Source organism: Bacillota bacterium, assembly GCA_033549065.1.
Lineage (GTDB): Bacteria > Bacillota > Dethiobacteria > DTU022 > DTU022 > JAWSUE01.
On sequence record JAWSUE010000009.1, the window covers coordinates 79,181 to 98,606 of the forward strand.

Below are 19,426 nucleotides of genomic sequence, written 5' to 3' on the forward strand. Positions count from 1 at the left end.
ATGTTAAAAAGGCTTGCTCCAGTAATATTGATTATTCTTTCTCCGACATAGGCACTTCTCTTCCGGCAGGGATAGAAGAATACGGGAGATGCGTGTTGACGGCTGCTGCAGAGAGGTGCAGCTGACCCCAAAGAGCATCTCCCCTTCCTTTTCCAGCTCTCTCCATTGAGCGGGATATTCTATTCTGAATTCTTCCACTACCTGAGTAGTCGTTTTGCTTATTCCGGGCTCCAGAAGTTTAATGACCAACTGTTCCAGAATTTTATCATCTTTAATTATGATCACCTGTTTCTAACTTTTAATTTCAACTACGGTTACTCCTTCACCGCCTTCAGCCGAACTGCCTCCGCGAAATCGGGAAACAAGTTTGTGGGTTTTCAGGTAATCACGAAGACCCGTTTTCAATTTACCGGTCCCTTTTCCATGGATCAGTTCAACCCGGTTTAAACCAGCCCAGAGAGCATTGTCGATTAATTTATCCACAAGAGGAATTGATTCCTCAAGGGTTAAACCCCTGATATCAATTGAACTGCCGGTAACTTCTTCTTTACGGACGCTGTAACCTCCACCGGATGAGACACTTCTTTCTTTGCTCTTCTTGCTTACCTGATTTTTCACTGTTTTAAATTCGGTCAGGGGAAGGTTTACTCTGAGCACGCCAACTTGGACAAGAGCCTCCTGTTCGGTAAAAGAAATAATCTCCCCCTTTTGCCTGAGGCTCTGGATATAAACCTCCATCCCCACTAACAGTTCCGCAGGATCTGGAGAGTCGCCTAGATCATCCTCATCAACCTGATTCATTTCCTGGCGCAGTTTAATAATATCCTGACGCAATCGTTCTGCGCCGGCTAATGATTGACTTCCACCTTCTGTCTTCAGGATTCGAATCTCTTTAATCATATCATCAACTGTGGTTTTTGTTTTTCTGACCAGCTGCCGTGCTTCCTCGCGGGCTTCCTTGAGGATATCATCACGCCTGGACTTGATCAGAGATTGCTCTCTTTCCAGATCCTGTATTAAGAGTTCAGCCCGGCTTCTATCCAGTGCAGCCTGCTCACTGTCGCGTGAATAGCGCTGCTGGTCTTCAACAAGCTGCGCAATAACTGATTCAACCTGATCATGCGCCCTGTGTAGAAAACTTTTTGCCTTCTCCAGGATCTGTTCTGATAATCCCAGTCGACGGGCAATGTGAAAAGCATTGCTCTGACCCGGAATGCCCTGTAAGAGCCTGTATGTGGGTTCCAAAGTCTCCAGGTCAAACTCCATCGCTGCATTCTGCATTCTTTTCTGCATCTGGGCAAACAGCTTAAGTTCATTAATATGAGTTGTGGCAACCGTTAAAGCACCTTTCCCGGTCAACTCCTCCAGAATGGCCATCGCCAAAGCCGAACCCTCCGAAGGATCGGTTCCCGCTCCGAGTTCATCAAAGAGAACCAGGGTGCCGCTCTCCGCCGTATCAACGATTTCAATAATATTTTTCATGTGCCCTGAAAAGGTGCTGAGTGACTGAACAATGCTCTGCTCATCACCGATATCAGCCCGGATTTTCCTGAATACCGGCAATCCTGTTTCTTTTTCTGCCGGCAGATGCAATCCGCACTGGGTCATGACGGCCAGCAGCCCAATGGTTTTCAGGGCAACAGTTTTTCCTCCGGTATTCGGACCGGTTATAACCAGGGTTCTGACATCCTCTTCAAGTTCAAGGTTTAAGGGTACTCTTTCGCCTGTCAACAGCGGGTGTATCCCATTTTTGATCGCAACCCGAAAACCATCTCTAATCAAAACCGGTTCACTGCCGCCCATTTTGAAGCTTAAACGGCCACGGGCAGTAATTATATCGAGAGAGGTATAAAGCTCTCTGTTGCTGATGAGTAGCTCTTTTTCACCTGATATTTTTAATGATAGATCTATTAATATACGTTCAATTTCTTTTTCTTCTTCCTTGTGAAGGGCTACCAGTTCATTCTGCATCCTGACAACCGGAAGCGGCTCGATAAAGAGAGTTGCCCCACTTGCCGATTGATCATGAACTACTCCGTCGACCTGCTGGCGGTATTCCTGCTTTACCGGTATTACAAACCGGTTGCTGCGAATTGTAACCAGAGATTCCTGGAGGTAGCGCCTGTAAAGGGGGCTTCTGATATACTCATCGAGCTTATCACGGATTTTAAACTGAAGAGCATGAGTTTTTCTCCTGATCGATGAAAGGGCAGATGATGCGCTGTCGAGAATATTTCCATCCTGATCAAGTGATTTGACCAGTTCGCGGTATAACTGCTCACAGGCCTTGAATCTTTTGGCAAGCTCAGCCATCCTGGGATAGAGCAGGGAATTATCAATATCCTTAAAAAAATGCTGCCAGCGATGTACCGCCTTCATAAAGGTAGAAATAACTGCCAGTTCGGCACCTGTTAATATGGATCCTTTATCTGCTCTGGATATTAGGGGAAGGATATCTTCAACCGTGGAAGGGGTAAATGCATTTTTAACACTGAGCAGTTTTGCCTCACTTGATTCTTTCTGTAAATTTTCAATAACTTTATAATCCGCATTTGGCGATAGGTTAAGCATGCATTCCCGGCCCATCGGGCTTGCCGTATAATCTGCAAGCTGTCTGCGGATCTCATCAAACTCCAAGATCTTAATTTCACGTTCGGTAATCAGATCAGCCAAGGTTTTCTCTCCTCGATAAATACTTATTACCCCGGATTACAAATCGCAATAATTTATCCTGTGCAGATGAAATGCCAATTCGTGGCGTTTCAATAATAGGTCCGAAGTTTTCAGGCGGCTCGATCCATTTGATATAGAGCGGTTTCCTGCTTAAATCGTGGCCATTAAATGACTTATCTATGCCAAATGCCCGGCACAATTTCCCGGGGCCGTTGGTCAATTCAGTTTTCCGACATGAAGAATAACGATTTTTATACATAAGATCTAACCCTTCCAGGGGTTCCAATGCTCTGATCAATACCGCCTCTCCGGTTCCTTCCGGTCCGGTTACCACGTTAAGACAGTAGTGATTACCATATATAAAATAGACATAAGCTCGCCCTGGCGGTCCGAACATCATGGCATTGCGTTTAGTCAAACCCTTTGCAGCATGACTGGCCGGATCATACCTGCTTAAATAAGCCTCCGTCTCAACGATAATACCGGACATTATACTTTCCCCGGTTTCATGACAGAGCTGTTGTCCGAGTAAAATCCTGGCTGTATCAACTGTAGATAATCTGGAAATATCGATATTTTCCTGCATAAGAAATTAAAATAACTCCTGGTATGTTTTAGATCAAGACAAAAAAAGATTTCAACCGGCTTTTTAGCAACCTGTCTATTATTCAATAACAGTTTCGCCGAATGAAACCCCTTTATATTAGGTATTTAGACTTAAATAGAAATCCACTACCAATTCTTTAATTTCATGCGCAAGTGGCGATATATAATGGTTGGCAATAAATACTACTTCAGAATTATCGAGTGCATCCATAAAAAACTGTATGGGAATAAACGATAATGCGGCTATAATTATGTAAACAAAGGCCAACCCGATTGCAATACCAACCAGCCCTCCTCCGATCCGGTTAAAAAAACCGATTACCGGAACCCGGTTAACCCATCTGAAGCCTCCTGAAAAAAGGCGGAACACAAGGCTTAAGAGCAAAAATAACAGAAGAAAGGCAATTATTCCGGCCACCAGCTGCGGCACTCTCTCCAGGGCAACTTCAAGTCCTAAGGTCTGGATTAACTCGTGATGAGGAATTATATCTTCCGGGTTTATGTAAACTGCAAGTTTATCGCTAAATAAACGGCTGCCCCATAATGAGAGTAAAATCACAACCAGGAAACCGATAATATCAAAGAGCACTTTAACCAGGCCGCGTAATAATCCGTTAACCAGGTGTAAAGCAAGGATGATCAGGAGAAATATATCAAGCCAGTTAATCAAGATCTTCACCACTCTTAGCCTCTTCACTGATCAGATGATTCTTCTCTTCCTTGAGTCTGAGCAGTTCGTCTGCAAGGTTCAAGGCTGCCAATATTGCTACTTTATGCCTGTTCATCTGCATGTTTTTTTCGGCAATACTGCGCATCAACCGATCCACATAGCTACTTACCCGTTGAATCTCTTCTATGGATGAAGTACTGCGAAGTATAAATTCCTCACCCATAATACTGACCGTTACCCTGTTCTTTTCCTTTCCCTCCATCCCAAACCACCGCCACTCTTTCGATCAGATAAAGAGCATCATGGCAGGTAACTTCGAGATTATAACTCAGATATCCTGCCTCTTTAACCTCTCAGTTCCGCCCCGATTTTCTGTAGCGCCTTCTCGATCTTTTCCTGAGACCGGTTCACTTCAAGATCAGTTAAAGTCCTCTCTTCACACCTGTAGCTGATTGAAAACGCCAGGCTTCTCTTCCCGGGCGGAATTTGCCTGCCCTCGTAAAGGTCAAACAACCTGACACTGCTGATAAGTTCACCGCCGGCCTCCCGGATTACCTCTTCCAGTTGACGGGCAGGAATTTCCCGGGGAACAACGACCGCAATATCCCGGTTTGCAGAAGGATAACGCGGCAGCGGATCAAACCGTGGAACCAGGTTCGCTTTTTCGCATACATGCTCAAGATCAATCTCGGCAACCGTAACAGGCTGATCTAGATCCCAACTAACCGCAACATCAGGATGCAGCTGACCGATATAGCCAACCTTCAGACCATTTATCAAAATCCGGGCACTTCTTGTCGGATGGGTAAAATGCATCGATTCCGGCTGATATTCGACATTGCTGATTTGCATTCGCTTAAATAGTGTATCCAGGATACCTTTAATCGTAAAAAAATCCGCATTTTTAGCCTCGGTGATCCAGTTATCCACGGGCACCTGTCCAGTTACGGCCAGAGCCAGCAGCTTTCTTTCTTCGGGCAGTTCGGCCAGGGGGAGAGTTTTCGGTATATATATAGTTCCGATCTCAAACAACATTTGGTTTAATTCCCGAAAACTCAGGTTATGCTGGATAGTTTTGAGCAGTCCCGGTATCAGGGTGGTCCGCATAGCTGCCTGCTCCTCCGAAAAAGGATTCTGGACAGGAATAACCTGCATTCGCCAATCATCTTCGGGAAGCCTCAGTTTCAAAAGGTTGGAAGGGTTGATAAAAGAATAAGTTATACATTCGAAGTAACCTCCGGCAGTCATAACATCCCTGGTCAGGGTTAAAATCAATTCCTGCCTGGTTTCACGATTGTTGATCAGTTCACCCCGGGGTAAAGTGGTTGGTATATTGTCGTAACCGTATAATCTGGCAACCTCTTCAATAATGTCTTCTTCTATTTTCAGATCGGCCCTTCGCAGGGGAACAGTTATTTTCATTTTATCATTCTCTGTACCTTCAATTTTTAAACCCAGCTTCTTCAGTATTTTTACAAGATCGTTGTCCGGGATCGATGTACCAAGTACATTATTGACTCTCCGTGGATCTACATAAATAATATCTTCGCTTAATTTCAGAATATTACAATCTATTATGCCCTTCATAACTTTTCCACCCGTCAGCTCACTAACCAGGAGAGCAGTCCTGTTTTGAGCCCATATTACAGCTTCCGGGTTAACACCCCGTTCAAAACGCTGTGAAGCCTCTGAAGGCAAATTAAAGCGCCGTGAAGTTCGCCTGTTGTTTACCGGATTAAACGAAGCGGCCTCGATAAGAATACTTCTGGTTGAAGAATTGATCTCTGTGTTCTCCCCACCCATCACTCCGGCCAGGCCAACAGGTTTAGTGCTATCTGCTATAACCAGCACATCCTCGTCCAATTTACGTTCAACTCCATCAAGAGTAACCAGCAGTTCACCTTTTCTAGCCCTCCTGACAATAATTTTCTTTTCATCTATTAGGTCCAAATCAAAGGCATGAAGCGGTTGGCCTGTCTCCCACATCACGTAATTGGTTATATCAACCACATTACTGATCGGCCTTATACCTGACTTTAACAACCTGAGCTGCATCCACAGGGGAGAGCGCCCGATAGTAATTTCGCTGATCACACGTGCTGTATAACGGGGACAGAGATCGGTATCTTCGATAACTATCTCTACCTCTTCCGCTGCTTCTTCTGCAGTTTCCGGTGTTACCATTGGAGGGATATTGATATTCTGTCCGGTCAGGGCTGCCACTTCATGGGCTACTCCAAGGAGGCTAAAACAATCTGCCCGGTTAGGAGTCAACTCCAGGCAGAGTATTTTATCGTCAAATTCCAGAACTTTCTCTACTAAATCTCCTAACCTGGCATCACCATCGAGAATCAGAATTTCGTCCTCCGAGCCCAGTTCCAGACCCAATTCATGGGCTGAACAAAGCATTCCAGAAGATATTACACCATAAATTTTTGTTTCATCAATCAATCGGTTGCCCGGAAGTTGGGATCCCGGCTTGGCGACAACCACTTTATCGCCAACTTTCATATTTTTCGCGCCACAAACTATATGCAGGACCTCATTTCCGATATCGGTTTCCACCAGGGTCAGATTACTCTTGCCCGGATGTGGCTCCAACCCCTTAACTTCACCGACGACGACATCAGGCAGGGGAGGACCGAAGGATTCAACCGCACCAACTTCTATGCCGGCCAGGGTAAATCTTTCTGCCAGTTCTTCAGCGCCAATGCCGGGTTCGATGTAATCTTTTAACCAGTTATATGAAACTCGCATCTATAAATCCTCCATTCCGGATAGTTAATTCATTATCAGGCAAACTGCCTTAAAAATCTTAAATCGTTGGTAAAAAAGAGCCTGAGATCTCCTATGCCGTACTTAAGCATGGCAATCCGTTCAACTCCCATTCCAAATGCAAAACCGGTTACTTCCTGGTGGTTATAACCGGATACAGAGAGCACATTGGGGTGAACCATACCCGCACCAAGAATTTCCAGCCAGCCAGTATCACTGCAGACCCGACAACCCTCACCTTCACACATAACGCAGAGTATATCAACCTCCGCACTCGGTTCCGTAAAGGGGAAAAAACTCGGACGCAGCCTGATTTTCTGTTTCGGTCCGAACATCTCTCGCACAAATAACAGGAGAGTACCTTTCAGATCTGCAAATGTAATGTCCTTATCAACTGCCAACCCTTCAACCTGATGAAACATTGGTGAGTGCGTGGCATCGTCATCTCTGCGGAATACTTTACCCGGTGCTATTATTTTAACCGGGAGCTGTGGTGCCTGCTTTTCCATCGCCCTGATCTGTACGGGAGATGTATGAGTGCGTAAAAGCAAGTCAGTGGTAATGTAAAATGAATCCTGCATATCACGGGCGGGATGATCTGCCGGAAAATTTAGCGATTCATAATTATAATAATCACTTTCAATGTCCGGCCCGTAGGCCACCTGGAATCCAAGACCGAGAAAAATCTCTTTTATCTCATCTAAAATCAGGGTCAGGGGATGTCTCTGAGCTATAGAAACCGGTAATCCGGGAAGAGTAACATCGATTCTTTCACTTTCCCATAGGTCACCCTTCTGTGCATCCTTAAGTACCTGTTCCCTGAGTTCAATTGCAAATTCCAGATCTTTCCTTAATTCATTTGCTTTTTGACCAATAACCGGTCTCTCCTCAGGAGGAATACTGCCCAGGCTGCGCAGTAACAAGGTTAGTCTGCCTTTTTTACCCAGCAGACGAACCCTGATCTCCCTGAGCTCCTCCAGGGTTTTTGCTTTCTTGATCATTTCTTTTGATTCATCTTCGAGTATTTGCATGTCGTGCTGCATCTATCACACCTCCAAAATAAAAAAACCCTTCGACGAGGGACGAAAGGGGTTTTTCCGCGGTACCACCCAATTTAGCCGCTTAGCGGCTCACTTAATTACCATAACGGGTTCACCGTCTCTGCTTAATCAGTAAAATTCCCTTTCAGCAGGATACTCCGGAGTGAATTTCAGTTGAAGACGCCGGGCCGGCTTGCAGTCACGACCGAACCTCCCTGAACAGCGTTGACACAACCTACTTATCTCCATCATCATTTTTTTATATCCAATTTATAAAGGAATTATAGCATTTAAAACTACACTCTTCAAGGTAATCAGGCGGAACGCTGGCGTACCGCCTCAAACAAAAGTAGAGAAGCCGCTACTGCAGCATTTAAAGACTCGATTTTTTCGCTTAATGGAATCCTGACAGTTATATCAGCTTCATTAATCATCTGGCGATTTATCCCGGAAGCTTCATTGCCGATTATTATGGCTGACGGTTTACTGAAATCAGCTTCCCAGTATAATTTACCGGAATGTGCAGAAGTGGCTATAAGCTGTATTCCCTCATTTTTGATTTTATGGACCAGTTCATTTATTAATTTTACCTGCTTCATGTATATTTTAAACAAAGCTCCGGCCGAAGAACGCATGACTTTCGGGCCGTAGGGATCCACAGTCCCCGTAGAATAATAGAGGTAATCCACTCCTGCTCCGGCTGAGCTTCGGATTATCGTCCCCATGTTGCCCGGATCCTGAATTCTGTCCAGAATTAAGATCAGTTTATTAGGACTATCGCCTTTCAGTAAATGATCACTGTTTGTTAAAGCGGCAATCGCTGCTACTTCCCGGGGTGATTCAGTATCTGTTATTAATTTAAAAAGTTTCGCGCTTGCGATAACCAGTTTTACCGATGATGGTAAATCATCAAACCAGTTTTGATTCTCTGTAAGGTACTCATCGGTAGTCAATACTACCTGTAAAGGGATCCCCGCATTTCTTGCTTCTCTTACCAGGTTAGGTCCTTCCAGAGCTATTCGTCCGGTTTCATGCCTGAACTTTTTGCTTTTCTGCAGCCGCATAAAATCTTTAATAAGCGTATTCTGTGGACTTTCAATACGCAGGAGATCCATCTATATCCACTCCAACTTCTTAAGCGCTTTGTTATCACCAACCGCGACAATAATATCTTCTTCTTTTATAACATCTTCGGCAACAGGAAAAATATTGGTCTGCTCCCCGTTTGTCCTGCGCAGGGCAATTATACTGATTCCGTAGTGAGCTCTAAAATCAATTTCTTTCAGCGACCTGCCGATCATTTCTTCCGGTGCAGTGACTTCCACCACGCTGTATTCATCTGAAAGTTCGATCATATCGATGATGGTAGGGGATATTAAGCTGTGGGCCAGTTTCGAACCCATATCCCTTTCAGGATGGATAACCCTGTTGATTCCGATCTTGTTGAGGACTTTTCCATGAAGATCGGTTTGTGCCTTGGCAACAGTATATTTTGCACCCATCTCAACCATTAGAAGGGCGCACATGATACTGGCCTGGATATCATAACCGATAGCGAGAATAACCGCATCGAAATTATTGATCCCCAGGGCGCGCAGGCTGGATTCAGACGCTGCATCCGTTACAGCCGCATCGGTAACCTCGCTGCTGATCTCCTGGATCAGCTTTTCATTTTTATCAACAACCATCACATCATGTCCAAGCTCATACAAGGTCTTTGCAACACTTGATCCAAAACGACCTGCCCCTATTACTAAAAACTGTTTAGCCATTAATACACCTCCCGATGTATCAAGCACATCAATAGATAAAAATAAGGGCCAAGAAATTACTCTGGCCCTGTTATTAATATTGTATTCGACAATTTAAGCATTTTCTTTAGCCACTTCAACCAGCCTGGTAAAAGCAGGCTTATCATTTACAGCCAGGTCGGCTAACACCTTGCGATTGATCTGTACATCAGCTTTTTTCAATCCATTTATGAAGCGGCTGTATGACATACCGTCAGCCCTGGCTGCAGCATTGATCCTGGCAATCCACAATTTACGAAAATCACGTTTACGCTGTCTCCGGTCACGGTAGGCATATGAAAGTGACTTCATAACCTGCTGGTTGGCAACTCTGAACAGCTTGCTCTTGGCGCCATAGTATCCTTTGGCGAGTTTTAATATTTTTTTACGCCTTTTGCGGGCGACTGAACCTCTCTTTATGCGAGGCATTTTGGATCATCCTCCTACTTATATTCTGACAAATTAATAAAAAAACTTATTGTAAAACCGATTAGTACTCACTCGAAAAGTTTATGGAATAAGCAGTTTTACCCGTTTTGTATCTGCCGGTTTTACTAAAGTTGATTTTCTCAGTCTTCTGATCCGCTTACTGCTTTTTTTCCCGGTCAGGTGGCTGGCAAAAGCACGGTAGCGTTTAATTTTTCCGCTACCGGTTTTTTTAAAACGTTTTGCCGCACCGCGGTGCGTTTTCATTTTAGGCATTATTACAACAACCTTCCTCTACTATGATTTGGGCGTTAAAATCATGATCATATTACGCCCTTCCTGTTTGGCAGGCTTCTCAACCTGACCGTATTCCTCCAGGTCTTTGGCCATCTTTTGGCAAAGTTTTTGGGCAATTTCCGGATGAGTTATTTCACGACCTCTGAACATGACTGTAACTTTAATCTTGTCTCCGTTTTCAAGAAATTTTTGACCTCTTTTAACCTTTACATCAAAATCATGTTTATCAATATTGGGCCTCAATTTAATTTCTTTGATAGTAGTTACTTTCTGCTTCTTTCGTGCTTCCCGATCCTTTTTACTCTGTTCATACTTGAACTTACCGTAATCCATCAGACGGCATACAGGTGGTCGGGCGCTCGGAGCTACATTAACCAGATCCACTTTCTTTTCCCGGGCCATAGCCAGAGCTTCTTCCGTTTTCATAACACCCAGCTGGGTACCATCAGCATCGATAACCAGCACTTCCCTGGCATTGATTTGTTCATTCACGAACAAACTCTTACTAATATCGTTTCACCTCCAAAAATAATTAAAAAGAGCAGGCGTATGCCACCTGCTCTTAATATCCCTTTTCTTCTGGATAAACCCTGGTAGCAACTTTTTCGCCTCAGGGTGAGAAGCGGTGGCTTCTACTTAAACCATTACTCATAACACCTTTAAAATATATCAGAATTCAGACATCCGGTCAAATGTTTTTCTTTTGTTAAAGCCTTTTTTTACTCATTTTTTTTCAGATCAACAGCTTCTTTTAATGCATTTATAAAATCTGCCAGATTCCCTGCTCCCAAATCGCCCTTTTCGCGATGGCGGATCGCTACCTGTCCGCTCTCAACCTCCCTGTCACCGACAATCAGCATGTAGGGGATTTTTTTCACCTGGGCTTCCCTGATTTTATAACCGACCTTCTCATTGCGCTGATCCAGGGTAACCCTGAATCCTTCTTTCTTCAGTTCATCATATACCGCTTGAGCATATTGATGGCTGCGGTCGGTAACGGGAATGACTGCAGTCTGGACAGGTGCAAGCCATACCGGAAAAGCTCCCCCGTAATGTTCGATCAACAGAGCCATCAATCTTTCCATTGAGCCGTATATAACCCGGTGTATTACTGCCGGACGATGTTTATCTCCATCCTCACCGATATAGGTCAAATCGAATTTTTCAGGCATCTGGAAATCAAGCTGAATTGTACCGCACTGCCAGCTTCTTCCCAGGCAGTCTTCCAGATGGAAATCTATCTTCGGCCCGTAAAAAGCACCGTCACCTTCATTAACCCTGTAGTTTATCTCTCTTTCCATGAGGACATGTTCCAGTATTCCGGTTGCTTTATCCCACATTTCCAGTGACCCCATGGCTTTTTCAGGCCTGGTGCTCAGCTCAACCCGGTAGTCAAATCCAAAAACCTTATAGAAACGGTCCATCAGCTCGATAACGCCGGCTACTTCTGATTCAACCTGTTCGGGAAGCATAAAAATATGCGCATCATCCTGGGTAAATGAACGTACCCGCATTAAACCGTGTAGTGTTCCCGATAATTCATGGCGGTGAACAATACCCATTTCGCCTATACGGCGTGGAAGATCCCTGTAACTATGCATCTTTGAACGGTAAATCAGTATTGCGCCGGGACAATTCATCGGTTTAACAGCAAAATCCAGATCGTCGATTTTTGTAAAGTACATGTTTTCTCTAAAATGATCCCAGTGTCCCGATTGTTCCCATAAACTTCTGGCTAGTATAAGCGGGGTTTTGATCTCTTCGTAATCTGCCAGGCGGTGTTCCCTACGCCAGAAATCGGTTAGCTCCTGCCAGATCACCATGCCGTTATTATGAAGGAAGGGGAACCCGGGACCTTCATCGTGCAAGCTGAAGAGTTCAAGTTCTTTACCCAGTTTACGGTGGTCTCGCTTCCTTGCCTCTTCAAGCATATTGAGGTAATGCTCAAGGCGTTCCTTACTGGGGAAAGCTGTTCCGTATATTCTCTGGAGCATGGTATTTTTTTCATCACCGCGCCAGTAGGCCCCGGCAAGACCGGTCAGCTTAAATGCTTTAACCATTCCTGTATGGCTCAAGTGAGGGCCGGCACAAAGATCGATAAAATCATCCTGTTCATAACAGCTGATTACCACATCATCAGGTAGGTCATTGATTAACTCAACCTTATAATGCTCTCCCTTTTCCCGGAATAGCTTCAGTGCTTCTTCCCTGCTCAACTCTTTCCGGCGGATCGGCTTCCTCTCTTTAATTATTTTTTTCATCTCTTTTTCGATCTTTTCAAGATCGTCAGATGAAATCGGTTCTTCAAATTCAAAATCATAATAGAAACCATTTTCTATGGCCGGGCCAATACCCATCTTGGCAGTTGGGTAGAGTCTTTTTACAGCGTGAGCCATTACATGGCTGGCACTATGACGGTAAATACTGGCTCCCTGGGGGGAATCAAAATTGACAAAGTCAACAGTGCTGTTTCCTGTTAGCGGTTGATGCAGATCGCATTCTTTCCCGTTCACCAGCACTGCAATCAAATCATTATTTTCAGCAGTTTTCTCTTTATAAAGATCCAGGCAGGTTGTACCTTCAGGATAAAGGGCTTCTTTTCCGTTTTGCATTTTTATTTTTATATCCAAGAGTATTTGCCTCCTTATAGCAGCAATGTTTATCCAGTTTTTATGATCAAGTCGTATAGAAGTATGATAGAACTTGCCCCTTGCCCTGTCAAGGGAAAAGGCGTAATAACCTTTTCATATAACCTTGAAAAACTATCCTTTCAGGTTTATTACACCGGGAATCAGTTCAACAGAAGCCGGTGCCCTACCCGGCTGCTCACCGTCGAGATTAAGCAGCGCTTTCCCGCTGGATGTAATCTCGATATTCTTACCGCGCAGACTCATTATTCTGGGATGGCTCAGGTGTTTGCCGCGGTATACCCTGGGGAGATTAATCAATAAGTTCATCTTGCTTAGATTACGTAAAATTATAATATCAAAAAGGCCGTCATCCATTTCTGCCCCTGGAGCGACGAACATACCGCCCCCAAAATAACAACCATTTCCCACAACCACTATAGTAATCGGTTCATTACAGACCTCTTTACCATCAACAACAATCTTCATTTTTTGGTTCTTGTAGAGAAAAAGGCTGACCACGGTTCCCCAGAGGAACGATATAAATCCACCCAGAGCTTTACTGGTACGGTTAACCCTGGCAACGGTATCACCATCCAGGCCCAATCCGGCGACATTTATAAAGTATCTTTCCTCATCATAGCCCTGGTTATTTATATATTGAACCCTGCCGGCATCAACCGGTCTCACCGGACTATCAATTATATGCCTGATCGCTTCTCCGGCATCTTTGGGAATACCTACCGTTCTGCTCAGATCCCGGCCTGTCCCGGTTGATACAAAACTAAAGGCTCTAGTTTCTCTAATCGCATCGTCAATTCCATCTGTAAAAAAACCATTGATCACTTCATTCGCTGTTCCATCACCGCCAACAGAAATTATCAGGTTGTATCCTTCATGCAGATAACGGGCCGTAATTTCAGTGGCATGCCCAGGTGCTTCAGTCAGGGAATATACAAATGACAGCCCTTCATTTTCAAAAGCGGCTGCCATCTCCGGCCATTTTTGACCGGTCTTTCCATTTGCTGAAGCCGGGTTTACAACCACGGCAGCTTTTATTTCCTGCACCTTATCCACCCCTCGCCTGGTTTTCCAAAACTTCATATATATCTGATCAATCCAAACTAAATAACCATAGCAGTTTCAGCCGATCCTTAGATGAGTATGCTATTTCATGAATTATATCATAAAAAAATGCCCGGATATCTTTAACATCCGGACATTTTTGATAAATTATTCCAGCTCCGGCTCCAGGCGGTATTTCGCTACCATCTAAGCAATTCTGTACACTACTGTCGGTAGCCTTAGCATTTTGGTGCCTCTTTCTTGGGTATTTCTACCCATCTAAATGGAGAGGGAAAGTAGCTGTCTACACTTTTCCTCAAACTATGAAATTTCAATTATTTATAACCGGGGATATTTGATTTCTTCAAAAGGAACAGCTTCATTTTGCACGATGCCCCGTAGAAGCCTTCCGAGGATATCAGATTGAGAAAAGGAAAGCCGCAACACCTACCAATAAAGAACCTGAAAGCAGGGCAAGGAGAACATTTACAGCCACATTACCCCAAAGAATTGTAACCAGTGAGAAGTTGGAGTCTTCTCTAAGAGCAAGAACCCGAAGTGCATGCTTGTCATTCTTACCAACTTCCAGTTCTAGACGCAGTTTGCTTATGCTAAAAAAAGCCAGGTTTGAGCCTGAAAACATTGCTGATTGAGACAGGCACAGACCAATTCCAATCCAGGTAAAAAGAGCCATAATCAACCCTCCGCATTAATTCTGAGCGCAAATGGTGCACCGAATATTAAAGATATCTATTCCAAAGCTTTATAAAAATTCTACTGCTGCATGATTATCTCCTTTACTTGGGTACCAACATCACTGCTATGCTATAATTAAAACATCAAGCAAATTCGTCATTATTAAATTGCATAGCAACTGAACGGAGGTGTGGCCAGTGAAAATAAAAAAAATACATATAGCTGGTTACCGATCATTAAAGGACATAACCTGGGTTCCTGGTGATCTGAATATGATCATCGGCCCTAACGGAACAGGTAAATCAAACCTGTTACGTTTTTTTGAACTACTGGTCGCCGCATCAAAAGGACGCCTCGCGAAGCACATTCAGAAGTCCGGTGGAATCAAGCCTATACTATGGGACGGCAAAGTGGATTCATTCAGTTTTCGTTTGGAAACATCTTCTCCAGCTGTTAGCACTGTTCACTGGGAAGATTGTCTGACCTATGAAGCGCTTATCAGACAAATAGGCTATGGCAGTGATTACCAGGTAGAAAACGAACTGTTAAAAAGATGTGATCAGCCTGACGCTTCAGGGGATGACCAGTCTTTAATATTATTTCAGCGACATAAACAGCAGGCCACAGTATACAACACCAGGGGAAATGAGATGATCGCTCCGGATGATGCAGTACAGACAGATGAACTGCTGCTGGCAACAGCGGCGAATCCATTCTCGGACTGTAAACAGATTAATGCTTTTCAGAAAGGGTTAAGTTCATGGATCATCTACCACGATTTACAGGTTCACCAGGAATCATCAATCCGGCAACCTGCGATATCTCGTTATGAAACAAATGTATCTGCCGACGGGCAGAATTTAATCTCCGTTCTTCACACCCTTTATACAAGCAACAGAGACTTTAAAAATAATATCGATACGGCCATGCAGGCTGCTTTCAGCAGCGAATATGAAGAGTTGGTTTTCCCACCTGCCGCCGATCAGCGTATTCAACTAAGAATCAGATGGAAATCGCTCGAACAGGAGCAGAGTGCAGCCGACCTTTCAGACGGCACCCTTTACTTTTTACTCCTGATGGCAATTTTGAACAACCCCCGACCACCTGCTCTCATAGCCATTGATGAACCGGAAACCGGCCTGCACCCTTCAATGCTGCCGGTGATTGCGGAGCATGCTTTAGAAGCTTCATATAAAACCCAGGTTATTTTTACAACCCACTCATCTCAATTATTGGATGCTTTTCATGACACTAAACCTGTAACCACGGTTGCCCGATGGCAAAACGGTGAAACTATTTTCAAAGTATTGGATGGTGAAGAGCTTAATTATTGGCTGCGAACTTATACGCTTGGTTCGCTCTTTACCTCCGGAGAGCTGGAGGATATGTAGTGTATTTTATTATCTTTGTCGAAGGCTCTACTGAAGATAAAATTCTTCCGGATTTCCTGACAAAATGGTTAAATACTAAACTGCCTGAAAAAGTTAGTGTTAGAACTGTTAACTTTAAAGGATATGCTAATCTGTACAAAGATGTTGCCCAGAAAGCCATCATGCATCTTAACAGTCCGCAAAGCGATGAAATCATTGCTATAATCGGTTTACTCGATCTACATGGGCCGAATTTTTATCCGGAAGAATTACATACGGTTGATGAAAAATACTTGTGGGCGAAGCAGCACCTGGAAGAACAGGTCGGGTCACCACGATTCAGGCAACATTTCGCCGTTCATGAACTTGAAGCCTGGCTCTTAAGTGACTCTTCACTATTCCCCGTTGAGATATCTTTAGCGTTGGATGAAGCCTCAGCAAATCCAGAAAAAGTAAATTTTAATCGGCCTCCGTCCAAATTGCTCCATGACCTTTACCTGGGAAACCTCAATCGAACCTATAAAAAAGTAACCGAAGGCAATAAACTTTTTACCTCTTTAGACCCTGAAAAGGTCCGCGAAAAGTGTCCTTATTTCAAGGTTTTTACCGATGATCTGCTTGAACTTGCCTTAAGGTCTCAGCGTTGATAATCTCCATCGTAAAAGAAGGGATGATATAGGCTAAGACTTATTCCGTAATCAACTCCGCTATATATTCTTTTATCTGATCCCGTATTTTCCTGAATTCATTCAAGACAACATCCTCTGCTCCCGTCGCTCGGGCCGGATCATCAAGAGACCAGTGCCTATTTTCCACTTTTACCGGTACAACCGGGCAGTTTTCACGGGCGTCGCCGCATAAAGTAATTAAAATATCGGCTTTATCCAGTAATTCCCGGCTGATTGGGTCAGAAGTCTGGCTGCTAATATCAATTCCCACTTCAGCCATGACTTTAACTGCATGAGGGTTAACTCCCACCGGGGCAATTCCGGCACTGAATACATCATATTTGCCTTTACCCAATGTCTTGAGAAAACCTTCAGCCATCTGGCTCCGTGCCGAATTTCCTGTGCAAAGAAAGAGCACACTCTTTTTGCTTTCTCTGTCAGGCATCACACCACCCCCATTAATTATCAGGATATTTTTTTCATCGCAGGGAACCAGTTGCGGCTCCGCAGGCAGATCCGGACCAGCCAGAGCATAACCGGTACTTCAATCAATACCCCGACAACGGTTGATAGTGCTGCACCTGATGTGAGACCAAAAATTGTCACCGCAGTTGCAATGGCCACTTCAAAATGGTTGCTGGCTCCAATCATTGCTGCCGGTGCTGCTTCTTCGTAGGTTAATCCAATGAATTTAGCAATAATATAACCGATCAGGAAGATAACCAGAGTTTGGATAATTAACGGGATAGCGATCATACCGACTACCAGTGGATCATCCAAAATTACACCACCCTGAAGCATGAATAAGAAAATCAGGGTAGCCAGTAAGGCAATAATTGAAATGGTTCCCATGTTTTTTAGGAACACTTTTTCGTACCAATCAATTCCACGGGTTTTAATCAACCTGATCCGGCTAGTGTAGCCGGCTACCAGGGAAACACCAACGTAGAGCATAACACTCAGGAATATTGTCATAAAGGGCACAGACATTTCAGCCACACCAAGGAGGAAATTACCGAGGGGAGCATACAGAACCAGCATGGTTAGTGAGTTAAGCGCTACCAGAACAAGGGTCAAACCCATGAAACCGCGGGCGAGGTAACTCCAGACCAACACCATAGCCGTGCAGGGTGCAATACCCAGCAAGATCATTCCGGCAATATATTCCCCGGCTATCTCATAACCGATAAAGGGCGCCCAGATAACCCTCATAAAGAGCCAGGCGAAAAAAAACATCGTAAATGGTTTAATACCCCAGTTAATGATCAGGGTGAGCAATACAGCTTTGGGCGCTTTAACCGCATTGACAACCTCACTGAAATCAATCTGGACCATGATCGGATACATCATGGCAAAGAGAAATATTGCGACCGGAATATTCACCTGGGCGATGGAAAGAGAATTTAAGAACTGCGCTACCCCGGGGAAAGCCGCTCCAAGACCAATTCCGGTAAGTATGCATAAAGCAACCCAGACCGTCAGGTATTTGTGAAAAAATCCAAGTTCATACTCTTTTTGTGCAGTCATGCAGGTAATCACTCCTCAATAATTAATATAATAATTGCCTTTAGCTACTTCGGACATTCAACTTTCGGCTCTTCCTTTACTTCATATTCATATTGCTCAACGGGCTTCATAATCAACTCTTTTAGAGATTCAAATTGCTTATTAAACCCTTCCTTGTTGATCGAGTAAAAAGTCCACTTGCCATCACGCCTGTCATTGACCAGCCCGGCCTGTTTAAGAATTTTTACATGGTGGGATACTGCAGACTGGGAAAGGTTCAGCTGATCCATAAGCTCACAGATACACATCTCCTCCCGAAAAAGCATCAAAATGATTTTTACCCTGGTCTCCTCACCCATTGCCCTGAAATAATCAATAAGCTTTTTCATCGCATCTCAACCCTCTATTATGCTAAAATAATTAATAACTACGCATCTAAATATTTAAATACGTAGTTATTATATAAAATATTTTACTCTATTTCAAGAAAATAATTCAGCCGGATGAAGTGATTTCAAATAAAAACATGGGGATTTTCATTGTTGACCAGGCTCCCAGAAAGACTAATATATTGCTGAACCTGACACCCTTTTGGATCATGATTGCAGCCAATGGAAAAGCTGCATAAAGCGGTCCGGCTGCAGCTGCTCCCAGCAAAACACTTAAAACCACACCGGTAATTCCCGACTCCTCACCCATAAAGCGCATGAATTGTTCCCGCGGCACCCATACGTCCAGTAAGCCATTATCACTGCTGCTACAAATGAAAACACATATGCAAAACCGTTTCGCAACAATGTCTCTTTCCAACCAAAATATTTTACTTCAAGAGGAGCAGTAACTGTCCCTACCATCATCAGGGTTGAAACAAACACTGCTATCTGCATGATTCCGGCACCGCCTGAGAGCAGAGAGGCCGCCATTGGAAAGGCTACAAAAGCCGGTATCAGGGTAATCGCTCCGATTACAGAAGTGACCATCATACCCCAGATACCGGTATTTTGACCCAATACAGCGGTTATTACGTTTGGTGACAGCACAGTCAGCACCAATCCGATCAATGTCAGTACTCCGGCCAGGGCAGGGAATATATTTATAAAAGCTTTCCAGGCTTTCATCAGGGCTATTTTTGTCTTTTTCCTGTCCCGGACAAACGAGTAGATCAAAAATGTTACGGCCAGGATGTAAAGGATGACTTCAAACAATCTTTTCATCTC

At 44.1% G+C, this 19,426-nt stretch carries 20 protein-coding genes, 2 pseudogenes and 2 other annotated features; of the genes and pseudogenes, 2 read left to right on the forward strand and 20 right to left on the reverse strand.

The genetic code is table 11. The features are described from left to right. Nucleotides 1-3: 3 nt before the first annotated feature. The 15 genes and pseudogenes from SCJ97_07670 to SCJ97_07740 all read right to left on the reverse strand — a co-directional run bounded on the left by SCJ97_07670 (nucleotide 4) and on the right by SCJ97_07740 (nucleotide 14,663). The gene (locus SCJ97_07670) at nucleotides 4-285 is read right to left on the reverse strand and encodes a hypothetical protein (protein MDW7739917.1); all 282 of its coding nucleotides are present in this window, start codon (nucleotides 283-285) and stop codon (nucleotides 4-6) included. A 6-nt stretch (nucleotides 286-291) separates the two neighbouring features. Next, nucleotides 292-2,673: an endonuclease MutS2 gene (locus tag SCJ97_07675; GenBank protein MDW7739918.1), complete on the reverse strand. Its 2,382-nt coding sequence runs from the start codon at nucleotides 2,671-2,673 to the stop codon at nucleotides 292-294. Next, nucleotides 2,666-3,259 (reverse strand): DNA-3-methyladenine glycosylase, encoded by a 594-nt coding sequence (locus tag SCJ97_07680; GenBank protein MDW7739919.1) that lies wholly within the window; start codon nucleotides 3,257-3,259, stop codon nucleotides 2,666-2,668. Before SCJ97_07680 ends, SCJ97_07675 begins: the two co-directional genes overlap by 8 nt. A 117-nt stretch (nucleotides 3,260-3,376) precedes the next feature. Beyond that, the gene (locus SCJ97_07685; protein MDW7739920.1) at nucleotides 3,377-3,958 is read right to left on the reverse strand and encodes a CvpA family protein; all 582 of its coding nucleotides are present in this window, start codon (nucleotides 3,956-3,958) and stop codon (nucleotides 3,377-3,379) included. Continuing rightward, a complete protein-coding gene (zapA, locus tag SCJ97_07690) occupies nucleotides 3,942-4,211 on the reverse strand; it encodes a cell division protein ZapA (protein MDW7739921.1) in 270 nt (89 codons plus the stop codon). Before zapA ends, SCJ97_07685 begins: the two co-directional genes overlap by 17 nt. Before the next feature lie 83 nt (nucleotides 4,212-4,294). Further along, nucleotides 4,295-6,706, reverse strand: coding sequence for a phenylalanine--tRNA ligase subunit beta (gene pheT / locus SCJ97_07695; GenBank protein MDW7739922.1), 2,412 nt, complete (start codon nucleotides 6,704-6,706; stop codon nucleotides 4,295-4,297). 35 nt (nucleotides 6,707-6,741) lie between these two features. Then, nucleotides 6,742-7,767 carry a phenylalanine--tRNA ligase subunit alpha gene (gene pheS, locus SCJ97_07700; GenBank protein MDW7739923.1) on the reverse strand — a complete coding sequence of 342 codons (1,026 nt, stop codon included), beginning with the start codon at nucleotides 7,765-7,767 and terminating at the stop codon, nucleotides 6,742-6,744. 32 nt (nucleotides 7,768-7,799) lie between these two features. Continuing rightward, nucleotides 7,800-8,025: a binding site (T-box leader), on the reverse strand. A gap of 53 nt (nucleotides 8,026-8,078) precedes the next feature. Beyond that, the gene (locus SCJ97_07705) at nucleotides 8,079-8,879 is read right to left on the reverse strand and encodes an RNA methyltransferase (protein ID MDW7739924.1); all 801 of its coding nucleotides are present in this window, start codon (nucleotides 8,877-8,879) and stop codon (nucleotides 8,079-8,081) included. Next, nucleotides 8,880-9,536 (reverse strand): TrkA family potassium uptake protein, encoded by a 657-nt coding sequence (locus tag SCJ97_07710; GenBank protein MDW7739925.1) that lies wholly within the window; start codon nucleotides 9,534-9,536, stop codon nucleotides 8,880-8,882. Nucleotides 9,537-9,629: 93 nt separating this feature from the next. After that, nucleotides 9,630-9,983, reverse strand: coding sequence for a 50S ribosomal protein L20 (gene rplT / locus SCJ97_07715; protein MDW7739926.1), 354 nt, complete (start codon nucleotides 9,981-9,983; stop codon nucleotides 9,630-9,632). Between the two features lie 81 nt (nucleotides 9,984-10,064). Beyond that, on the reverse strand, nucleotides 10,065-10,256 hold the full coding sequence (gene rpmI, locus SCJ97_07720) for a 50S ribosomal protein L35 (GenBank protein ID MDW7739927.1): 192 nt from the start codon (nucleotides 10,254-10,256) through the stop codon (nucleotides 10,065-10,067). A gap of 21 nt (nucleotides 10,257-10,277) precedes the next feature. Then, entirely contained in the window at nucleotides 10,278-10,775 is a 498-nt protein-coding gene (infC, locus tag SCJ97_07725) for a translation initiation factor IF-3 (protein ID MDW7739928.1), read from the reverse strand. A gap of 29 nt (nucleotides 10,776-10,804) precedes the next feature. Then, nucleotides 10,805-10,921 (reverse strand) — a sequence feature (ribosomal protein L20 leader region). Nucleotides 10,922-10,996: 75 nt separating this feature from the next. Next, complete coding sequence (thrS, locus tag SCJ97_07730) at nucleotides 10,997-12,889, reverse strand: threonine--tRNA ligase (protein MDW7739929.1); 1,893 nt, start codon at nucleotides 12,887-12,889, stop codon at nucleotides 10,997-10,999. 150 nt (nucleotides 12,890-13,039) lie between these two features. Beyond that, nucleotides 13,040-13,972, reverse strand: a complete 933-nt coding sequence (locus SCJ97_07735; protein ID MDW7739930.1) for a diacylglycerol kinase family lipid kinase — start codon at nucleotides 13,970-13,972, stop codon at nucleotides 13,040-13,042. A gap of 421 nt (nucleotides 13,973-14,393) precedes the next feature. After that, nucleotides 14,394-14,663, reverse strand: a pseudogene (locus SCJ97_07740) (CNNM domain-containing protein). A gap of 199 nt (nucleotides 14,664-14,862) precedes the next feature. On the opposite strand from SCJ97_07740, the gene SCJ97_07745 reads away from it, so the two are divergent. Both SCJ97_07745 and SCJ97_07750 read left to right on the forward strand, forming a co-directional pair. Further along, nucleotides 14,863-16,056, forward strand: a complete 1,194-nt coding sequence (locus tag SCJ97_07745; GenBank protein ID MDW7739931.1) for an AAA family ATPase — start codon at nucleotides 14,863-14,865, stop codon at nucleotides 16,054-16,056. After that, nucleotides 16,056-16,682 (forward strand): DUF4276 family protein, encoded by a 627-nt coding sequence (locus tag SCJ97_07750; GenBank protein MDW7739932.1) that lies wholly within the window; start codon nucleotides 16,056-16,058, stop codon nucleotides 16,680-16,682. Before SCJ97_07745 ends, SCJ97_07750 begins: the two co-directional genes overlap by 1 nt. A gap of 40 nt (nucleotides 16,683-16,722) precedes the next feature. Here SCJ97_07750 and arsC read toward each other — a convergent pair whose 3' ends face one another. The 5 genes and pseudogenes from arsC to SCJ97_07775 form a co-directional block, all read right to left on the reverse strand. Next, nucleotides 16,723-17,148, reverse strand: a complete 426-nt coding sequence (arsC, locus tag SCJ97_07755; GenBank protein ID MDW7739933.1) for an arsenate reductase (thioredoxin) — start codon at nucleotides 17,146-17,148, stop codon at nucleotides 16,723-16,725. A 20-nt stretch (nucleotides 17,149-17,168) separates the two neighbouring features. Further along, nucleotides 17,169-18,230 (reverse strand): ACR3 family arsenite efflux transporter, encoded by a 1,062-nt coding sequence (gene arsB, locus SCJ97_07760; GenBank protein ID MDW7739934.1) that lies wholly within the window; start codon nucleotides 18,228-18,230, stop codon nucleotides 17,169-17,171. 44 nt (nucleotides 18,231-18,274) lie between these two features. Beyond that, the gene (locus SCJ97_07765) at nucleotides 18,275-18,598 is read right to left on the reverse strand and encodes a metalloregulator ArsR/SmtB family transcription factor (protein ID MDW7739935.1); all 324 of its coding nucleotides are present in this window, start codon (nucleotides 18,596-18,598) and stop codon (nucleotides 18,275-18,277) included. 115 nt (nucleotides 18,599-18,713) lie between these two features. Next, nucleotides 18,714-18,953 (reverse strand): annotated as a pseudogene (locus SCJ97_07770) (permease). After that, a complete protein-coding gene (locus SCJ97_07775; protein ID MDW7739936.1) occupies nucleotides 18,872-19,423 on the reverse strand; it encodes a permease in 552 nt (183 codons plus the stop codon). Before SCJ97_07775 ends, SCJ97_07770 begins: the two are co-directional and overlap by 82 nt. Nucleotides 19,424-19,426 lie beyond the last annotated feature (3 nt).